We start from the raw sequence: 8,897 nt of genomic DNA, 5'->3' as shown, positions 1-8,897 counted from the left end.
GACGCCTCCGGCCTCTGGGGCATGGACGTCTACCAGACCGAGGAGGCCGCCCTGGAGCGCTTCGCCCTGCCCGGCCGCGAGCACGGCAGGCCCGGGGCCGTGGTCATCGGCCCTGCCGGGGAGCGGCTTGTGCGCTTCGCCATGATCGCCAACGACAAGTGGCGCTGCGCTGGCCGCGCGGGCGTGGGCGCGGTGATGGGCTCCAAGCGGGTGAAAGCCGTGGTCTTCCAAGGCGAGCGCAAGCGTGAGCCCTTCGACTCCAAGGGGCTCCGCGCCTACTCCGCCGCCTTCGCCAAGGCGGGCGTGGAGAACAAGGGCGTGAAGGCCTACCGCGCCCAGGGCACCACCATGATGGTGGCCCTCATGAACACCGTGGGCGCGTTCCCGGCCAAATACTGGAGCCAGGGCAACTGCGCCCACTGGGAAAGGATCTCCGGCGAGACCTTCCACAAGGAGCACGACGTAACGCCCCACGCCTGCCTGAAGTGCTTCATGGCCTGCGGGCGCATGGCCACCCTGCGCTCCGGCCGTCACGCCGGGCTCACCCTGGAAGGCCCCGAATACGAGACCATCTACGCCTTCGGCGGCCTGTGCATGATCGAGGACATGGGCGAAGTGGTCTACCTGAACGACCTCTGCGACCGCCTGGGCATGGACACCATCACCGCAGGAAACCTCTGCGCCCTGGCCATGGAGGCCAACGCCCAGGGACGCGGCTTCACGGACATCGCCTACGGCGACGCCCAGGCCGCCGCGCGCCTGATCGAGGACATGGCGGCCGGGCGCGGCGCGGGCGAGGTGCTCTCCCAGGGCATCGTGCCCGCCGCCCGGCATTGGGGCCTGGAGGACCTGGCCATCCATGTGAAGGGCATGGAGCCCGCAGGGTACGACCCGCGCGTGCTCAAGGGCATGGGCCTGGCCTACGCCACCTCGGACCGGGGGGCCTGCCACCTGCGCACCACCTTCTACAAGCCAGAGCTGGCCGGATTCATCCCGGCCGACGCCATCGAGGACAAGGCCGAGATGCTCGTGGACTACGAGGACAGGCTGACCATCTTCGACACCCTGATCCTCTGCCGCTTCTTCCGCGACCTCTACACCTGGGAGGAGCTGGAGAAGGTCATTCCCCTGGTCACGGGCCTGGACGCCTCCAAAGAGGCCCTGCGGCGGCGCGCGGCCCACATATCGGACATGACGCGCACCTTCAACCTGCGTGAGGGCCTCACCCCCGCCGACGACCGGCTGCCGAAACGCCTTCACAGGGAAGCCCTGCCGGACGGGCGCGGCCTGAAGGAAGAAGAGCTCGAACACATGCTCAAGGATTACTACCGCCATCGCGGCTGGTCCCCCGAGGGACGGCCGGGAGAAGCCATGTAGCATCCTCCTGTTTTGTCTCGGAATCCGCGTTGCTTTGCTTTTGTGTCGCTCTGGCTGCATGTTGCGCATCTGAAACACATTGCAGGAGGATGAGATGGAAGCGTTGATGGCCCTCGTTACAAGCCAGGATCCGCACGAGAAGGAATTTCATCAGGCGGTCAGCGAAGTCTTCGAGTCCATCAAGCCGCTTCTGGACCTGCGGCCGGAATACCGCAAGGCGAAGATTCTGGAACGGCTGGTCCAGCCCGAGCGGGTGATCATGTTCCGCGTCACCTGGGAGGACGACGCCGGGGAAGTCCACGTGAACCGGGGCTACCGCATCCAGATGAACAGCGCCATCGGCCCCTACAAGGGCGGTCTGCGCTTCCATCCCTCCGTGAACCTCGGCATTTTGAAGTTCCTGGCCTTCGAGCAGGTGTTCAAGAACGCCCTGACCACGCTGCCCATGGGCGGCGGCAAGGGCGGCTCCGACTTCGACCCCAAGGGCAAGTCGGACTCCGAGGTGATGCGCTTCTGCCAGGCCTTCATGGCGGAACTCTGGCGGCACATCGGCCAGTTCACCGACGTGCCCGCCGGGGACATCGGCGTGGGCGCGCGAGAGATCGGCTACCTCTACGGCATGTACAAGAAGCTGGCCAACGAGTTCTCGGGCGTGCTCACGGGCAAGAGCCTGAACTGGGGCGGCAGCCTCATTCGCCCCGAGGCCACGGGGTACGGCTGCGTCTACTTCAGCGCGGAGATGCTGGCCTCCCGCAACGAGACCCTGGAGGGCAAGGTCTGCCTGGTGTCGGGCTCGGGCAACGTGGCCCAGTACACCGTGGAGAAGCTCCTGGACCTGGGGGCAAAGCCCGTGACCCTCTCGGACTCCTCCGGATACATCTACGACGAGGCGGGCATCGACCGGGAGAAGCTCGCGTTCGTCAAGCAACTCAAGAACATCCGGCGCGGGCGCATCGAGGAGTACGCCCAGAAGTACTCCTCGGCGGTCTACACGGCCTGCGAGGCAGGCCGCACCTGCGATCCCCTCTGGAACCACAAGGCCGACTGCGCCTTTCCATCGGCCACCCAGAACGAGATCAACGGAACCGACGCCCAGCATCTGGTGAACAACGGGGTGAAGGTGGTGGCGGAAGGGGCCAACATGCCCACCACCCCCGCCGGGGTGAACCTCTTCCTCCAGGAGCGCATCCTCTACGGCCCGGGCAAGGCGGCCAATGCGGGCGGCGTGTCCGTGTCCGGGCTGGAAATGTCGCAGAACAGCATGCGCATCTCCTGGCCCCGCGAAGAGGTGGACGACAGGCTGCGCATGATCATGAAGAGCATCCACCGCACCTGCGCCGACGCGGCCCAGGCCGCCGGATCGCCCGGCAACTACGTGACGGGGGCCAACGTCGCGGGGTTCAGGAAGGTGGTGGAGGCCATGCTGGACCAGGGCCTGGTGTAGAAACCGAAAAGCAGCCGGACGCCGGACGCGCATCGTCCGGCCCGGCCGGGACGGGCGGTGGGGGCATGAAACTCGATGAGCGCGAACTGTCTCGCGTGGCCGTGCTCGACTTCAGGGCCTTCCTGGAGCTCATGGCCAACAAGGTCAACGAGATCCTTCTCGTTTCGAGCAGTTACGACGCCTTCATCATCGAAGAGGACGTGACGCTGGCCTCGCGCATCGTCTCGGAATACAGCGGCCTGAGCCTCTCGCAACCTCCGCGCGTCACCCGCACCTCCTCCGCGCTCCACGCGCTCGACCTGCTGGCCGGGAAGAAGTTCGACCTGGTCATCACCATGCCGCATCTGGAGGACATGGACGCCGCCCGTTTCGGGGAGCGGGTGAAGCGCCTCCATCCCTCCCTGCCCGTCTATCTGCTGGCGCACGGCCTGCGCACCCTGCGCACGGCGGACGAGACCGCCGACCTGCCGGGCATCGACAAGGTGTTCATCTGGTCTGGAAACGCCGACCTGCTGCTCTCCATCATCAAAAGCACCGAGGACGTGCTCAACGTGGAGCACGACACCCGGCGCGCCCACGTCTGCGTGCTCATCCTGGTGGAGGATTCGCCGCTCTACTACTCCCGGCTCCTGCCCGTCTTCTACAAACAGATCGTCCGCCAGATCCAGAACGTGCTCGAATGCGGGGTCAACGAGGAGGAGCGCCTGCTCATCATGCGCACCCGGCCCAAGATTCTGCTGGCGCGCACCTTCGAGGAGGCCTCCAGGCTCTACGAGACCTACCGGGACAACCTGCTCGGGGTGATCTCGGACACGCGCTTCCCCAAGGACGGAAAGCTCCACCGCGAGGCCGGCGTGGAGCTTCTTTCCCGGGTGCGCCGGGAGATGCCCCACCTGCCGCTCCTGCTCATGAGCTCCGAGAGTTCCAACGGTCACAAGGCGCAGGCCATCCCGGCCGCGTTCCTGGACAAGAACTCCCCCGGGCTCGTGGAGGAGGTGCAGGATTTCTTCCTGGAGCGTCTGGGCTTCGGGGAATTCGTGTTCAGGACGCCCGACGGGGCCGAGGCGGGCCGGGCTGACAGGCTGCGCACCCTGGAGGAACAGCTTGCGGTGATCCCGGAGGAGTCCCTGCTCCTGCACATCGGCAAGAAGGACCTGGCCAACTGGGTGATGATGCGCTCCGAGATCCCGCTGGCCACCGCAGTCCGTGCGATCCGGCCGGAGCATTTCCGGGACGCGCGGGAGTTGCGCGAGTACCTCATCGGGCTCATCCATTTCGTGCGCAAGTGGCGGCAGAAGGGCGTGGTGGCGGGCTTCAACCGCAAGGATTTCAAGCAGGACCTCCTGAGCATCGCCAAGATCGGGAGCGGATCCCTGGGCGGCAAGGCGCGGGGTCTGGCCTTCATGTCCTCGGTGCTGGGCGAAAACGGGGCGCTCGTGGAGCGTTTCCCCGAATGTTCCGTCGAGGTGCCGCAGACCGTGGTGCTGGCCACCGACGTTTTCGAGGAGTTCGTGGCCCTCAACGGGCTGCGCCGCTTCGCGGGGGAAGGTTTCTCCGATGCGGAGGTGGCCGAGGCCTTCCGAAAGGGCAAAATGCCTCCGTCCGTCGTCAAGGACCTGGGCAAATACCTCGAGGAGGTCGGCTACCCCCTGGCCGCGCGCTCCTCCAGCCTCCTGGAGGACGCCCAGTTCCAGCCCTACGCCGGGCTCTACGACACGGTCATGCTTCCCAACGACCACCCCGACGCGGACGAACGCCTCGGGCAGCTCCTGGACGCCGTCAAGCAGGTCTACGCCTCCACCTGGTTCCAAAGCCCCAAGGCCTTCGCCAGGAGCACCGCCCGCCAGGCCCAGGACGAGGCCATGGCCGTAGCGATCCAGCAGATCGCGGGAGAGCGCCACGGCGACCATTTCTATCCGTCCATCGCGGGCGTGGCCCAGTCCCACAACTACTATCCCGTCTCGCGCATGCGCCCCGGGGACGGCATCGCCCACATGGTCATCGGCTTCGGCAAGTCCGTGGTGGAGGGGGGCGTCTCCTTCCGGTTCTCGCCCCGGCACCCGAAGATACTGCCCCAGTACGCCTCGGTGGAGGACATGCTCGCCAACACCCAGCGGGAGTTCCTGTCGCTGCGCCTGGGCGTGTCGGGGGCTGCCTCGACGCCCGTCGGAGATGCGCGCCTGGTGCGCAGGAACATCCACGACGCCCTGGGCGACTACCCGGTCATGGCCAGCACGAGCGCCTACGACCCGGCCGACAACCGCATCCGGGACTCCTTCGAGGCCTCCGGCCCAAGGGTCGCCCTGTTTTCGCGGGTCATCCAGCACGGCCTGCCGCCCCTGCCGGAGCTGCTCTCCAGCCTTCTGGAGCTGTTCCGGAAGAAGGCCGGCTGCGAGGTGGAGCTGGAGTTCGCGGTGAACCTCCGACGGGAGAATCCGCGCGCCTGCGCCTTCTACCTGCTCCAGGTGCGGCCCATGGCCATCGACTCGGACCGCTTCGACGCCGAGATCACCCCGGAGGAGCGCGCGGGCGCATTCCTCAGCTCCCGGCTCGCGCTGGGAAGCGGCAGGCGCGACGACATCCGCGACATCGTGTTCGTGAAGCCCGAGGCCTTCGATCCGGCCGAAACGGCCGCCATCGCCGAGGAGATCGGCGCGGTGAACGCCGTGCTCTCCAGGGAGCGGCGTCCCTACCTGCTCATCGGGCCCGGGCGCTGGGGCACCTCGGACCGCTGGCTGGGCATCCCGGTGCAATGGCGGCACATCTCCGGGGTGGGGGCCATCGTGGAATGCCGGGGAGCGCTGATCAAGGCCGACCCCTCGCAAGGGACCCACTTTTTCCAGAACATCACCTCCCTGGGTATACCCTACGTGACCGTGAGCGACGGCGCGCAGGACCTCCTGGACTGGCGGCAGATCGAGGCCCTCCCCGTGCTGGGCGACGGCGCGCGGATCAGGCATGTGCACGCCCGGCAGGGAGTGGCCATCAAGATCGACAGCAGGCGCTCCGCGTGCGTGATGACTCTTGGAGCGCCCGAATGAACGGAGATTGACGAGGACGAAACGCCGGATCTCCCGGCCATGCACACGCCATCACAAAGGAGCGATATATGCTTGTCGGAGACTGGATGCTCAAGGACGTCACCACCGTGACGGAGGACGTCTCCATGGTCAAAGCCGGACGCATCATGCAGCAGCGCGGCATCCGCCGCCTGCCCGTGGTGGATTCCGACGGCCATCTCGTCGGCATCGTGACCGAACGCGACATCAAGGCCGCCTCCCCCTCCAAGGCCACCTCCCTGGACATCTACGACATGACCCGCCTGCTCTCCGAGATCAAGGTGCGCGACATCATGACGAAGAAGCCCCTCACCATCCGCCCGGACGACTCCGTGGCCCGCGCCGCCGCCATCATGCGCGACAACAAGGTGGGCGGCCTGCCCGTGGTGGACGGCTACGACGCGGTGGTGGGCATCATCACCGCCACGGACATCTTCAGGCTCTTCACCATGATCAGCGGCGTGGACCAGGGCGGCGTCCACCTGGCCGCCGTGCTGCCCGTGGAAAAGGGCCACCTCAAGCAGCTCATCGACGACCTGCGCGCCCAGGACGCCAAGATCGTGAGCATCCTGTCCCACCTGGACCAGGCGGACGAATCCAAGCGCAGGGTGTACATCCGCCTGCGCTCCATGACCGAGGCCGAGGACTACCGCCTGCGCGACCACATCAAGGCCAGGCACCAGCTGCTCTACTGGGTGAGGGACTGACAAGGCGGGGGCCGGCCGCCGGGTCGGCCCCGCTTCGAGGCCAGTCGGAGCGTGACGCGTCCCGGCGTTTCAACTCTACCGACACGACCGGCACGAGGTCTGACACTTCATAAGCATTGAGATCATCTTGAAGAACATCTTCATGTTTTTCAGGGTAAAGACACGAGGTCTTGCGGCGCATCCGGGAAACGGCGAGACGGACTGCCCGCCTGCCGCACCATTCAACCCCTGAAGATTGGCAGACTTCAGGGGCCACGGAGTTCAACCATGAGACCTGACGACCTGCGACTTTGGAAAAACTTCTGCTACATCGACGGGCAATGGATACCGTCCTTCGAAGGCGGCGTGCTGGAAGTGTCCAACCCGGCCACCGGCGAGACGCTGGGGACCGTGCCCCGCTGCGGGGTCAAGGAAACATCCCTGGCCATCTCCTCGGCGGCGCGCGCCATGGCCTCCTGGCAGGCGCTCAGCCCCCTGGAGCGGGGCGAACCCCTCCACGCGCTGCACCGCCTCATCAAGGAGAACATCGACGAGCTGGCCGCCATCCTCACCCTGGAGCAGGGCAAGCCCCTGGCCGAGGCCAGGGGCGAAATCCTCCAGGGCGCGTCCTACTTCCCCTGGTTCGCCGAGGAGGCCCGCAGGATCTACGGCCGCGTGATCCCCTCCCCGGCCCCCGGCAAGCGCCCCCTGACCATGTCGCGCCCCGTGGGCGTGACGGGCATCATCACCCCCTGGAACTTCCCCTTCGCCATGATCCCCCGCAAGGCCGCCCCGGCCCTGGCCGCGGGCTGCACCGTGGTGGTCAAGCCCGCCTCGGCCACTCCCTTCTCCGCCCTGGCCCTGGCGGCCCTGGCCGAGGAGGCGGGCATCCCGGCGGGCGTGTTCAACGTGGTCACGGGCAGCGCCTCGGCCATCGGCGGCGAGCTCACGGGCGACCCGCGCGTGCGCAAGATCTCCTTCACCGGCTCCACCGAAGTGGGCAAGAAGCTCATGGCCCAGTGCGCCGCCACCGTGAAGCGCGTCTCCCTGGAGCTGGGCGGCAACGCCCCCTTCATCGTCTTCGACGACGCCGACATGGACAAGGCCGCCGAGGGCGCGCTCATCTCCAAATTCCGCAACGCCGGCCAGACCTGCGTCTGCGCCAACCGCCTGCTGGTGCAGGAGCGCGCCCTCGATGTCTTCGTGGAGCGCTTCCTGGCCAGGGTGGCCGCCCTCAAATCCGGAAGCGGGTTGATTCCCGGAGTCACACAGGGGCCCCTCATCGACCGGGCCGCCGTGGAGCACGTCCAGGCCCTGGTGGACGACGCCCTGGCCCACGGCGCGCGGCTGCTGGCTGGCGGGAAACCCCACGCCCTGGGCGGCCTCTTCTACGAGCCCACCCTGCTCGCGGGCGTCACCACCTCCATGCGCGTCTACCGCGAGGAGATCTTCGGCCCCGTCGCGCCCATCGTCACCTTCGCCACCGAAAAACAGGCCGTGGAAATGGCCAACGACACCGACGTTGGCCTGGCCTCCTACGTCTTCACCCGCGACCTGGGCCGCGCCTGGCGCGTGAGCGAGGCCCTGGAATACGGCATGGTGGGCGTCAACGAGGTGATCCTGGCCATGGCCGAGGCCCCCTTCGGGGGCGTCAAGGAGTCCGGCATGGGCCGCGAAGGCGGTCAGGAAGGCATCCAGGAGTACCTGGACACCAAATACGTGCTCATGGGCATCGGCGCCTGATCCGATCCCCGAACCCTCTCCGTGGGCGGGACGCGCGAGCGTCCCGCTCCCATCCCTTTCCGGGCTTCATTAGCTCTGGCGTTTTCGGCGGACCCGGCTATAGATTGGCTCCTGAATCCCCGAACCCCAACAACGGAGCCCTTCATGACCGCTAACGGATGGTTCGCCGGCTGCCTGCTCGCGGCCCTGTGCTGCTGCCTGGGCGCGACTCCCGCCCGCTGCGCCCAGCCCCTGCTGGGCAAGGCCGACGTGGGCGCGATCAAGGCCTTCGTGCTCTCCGACGGCTACCGCGAAATGGACGCCAAGCTTCTGCTCGCCGACACCCCCGACAAGCAGGAAGCCGTCAAGGCCGCCTACCCCGACGGCAAGACCATGAACTCCCTCAACGTCCTGCTCTTCAAAAGCGGCGACCGCGTGGCGCTGGTGGACACCGGCGGCGGCAAGATCATCGGCCCCGGCGCGGGCGGACTGCCCAAGGCCATGGACGAGGCGGGCGTGAAACCCGAGGCCGTCTCGGACATCGTGCTCACCCACCTGCACCGCGACCACATCGGCGGGCTGGGGCTGGACGGTAAGGCGGCCTACCCC

General features: G+C 67.2%; 6 protein-coding genes. All 6 read left to right on the top strand.

Annotated features, from left to right (window positions below; genetic code table 11):
* Positions 1–1,377: aldehyde ferredoxin oxidoreductase family protein (locus ACV4UX_RS15185; protein ID WP_491594125.1), on the top strand; the 1,377-nt coding region annotated here is incomplete at its 5' end.
* A 94-nt stretch (positions 1,378–1,471) separates the two neighbouring features.
* Complete coding sequence (gene gdhA / locus ACV4UX_RS15180; protein WP_491594124.1) at positions 1,472–2,821, top strand: NADP-specific glutamate dehydrogenase; 1,350 nt, start codon at positions 1,472–1,474, stop codon at positions 2,819–2,821.
* A gap of 65 nt (positions 2,822–2,886) precedes the next feature.
* Positions 2,887–5,862: a PEP/pyruvate-binding domain-containing protein gene (locus tag ACV4UX_RS15175; RefSeq protein ID WP_491594123.1), complete on the top strand. Its 2,976-nt coding sequence runs from the start codon at positions 2,887–2,889 to the stop codon at positions 5,860–5,862.
* A gap of 68 nt (positions 5,863–5,930) precedes the next feature.
* On the top strand, positions 5,931–6,587 hold the full coding sequence (locus tag ACV4UX_RS15170) for a CBS and ACT domain-containing protein (RefSeq protein ID WP_491594122.1): 657 nt from the start codon (positions 5,931–5,933) through the stop codon (positions 6,585–6,587).
* 267 nt (positions 6,588–6,854) lie between these two features.
* Positions 6,855–8,309 carry an NAD-dependent succinate-semialdehyde dehydrogenase gene (locus tag ACV4UX_RS15165; RefSeq protein ID WP_491594121.1) on the top strand — a complete coding sequence of 485 codons (1,455 nt, stop codon included), beginning with the start codon at positions 6,855–6,857 and terminating at the stop codon, positions 8,307–8,309.
* Positions 8,310–8,453: 144 nt separating this feature from the next.
* The coding region (locus ACV4UX_RS15160) for an MBL fold metallo-hydrolase (protein WP_491594120.1) at positions 8,454–8,897 on the top strand (444 nt) is incomplete at its 3' end.

This window comes from Fundidesulfovibrio sp. (assembly GCF_058402725.1).
This window is presented reverse-complemented; position numbering and strand designations above follow the sequence as displayed.

What these genes read in the sequence shown, in the direction of transcription:
- gdhA (WP_491594124.1), top strand. Translation starts at nt 1,472, where the DNA reads ATGGAAGCGTTGATGGCCCTCGTTACAAGCCAGGATCCGCACGAGAAG.
- ACV4UX_RS15175 (WP_491594123.1), top strand. Translation starts at nt 2,887, where the DNA reads ATGAAACTCGATGAGCGCGAACTGTCTCGCGTGGCCGTGCTCGACTTC.
- ACV4UX_RS15170 (WP_491594122.1), top strand. Translation starts at nt 5,931, where the DNA reads ATGCTTGTCGGAGACTGGATGCTCAAGGACGTCACCACCGTGACGGAG.
- ACV4UX_RS15165 (WP_491594121.1), top strand. Translation starts at nt 6,855, where the DNA reads ATGAGACCTGACGACCTGCGACTTTGGAAAAACTTCTGCTACATCGAC.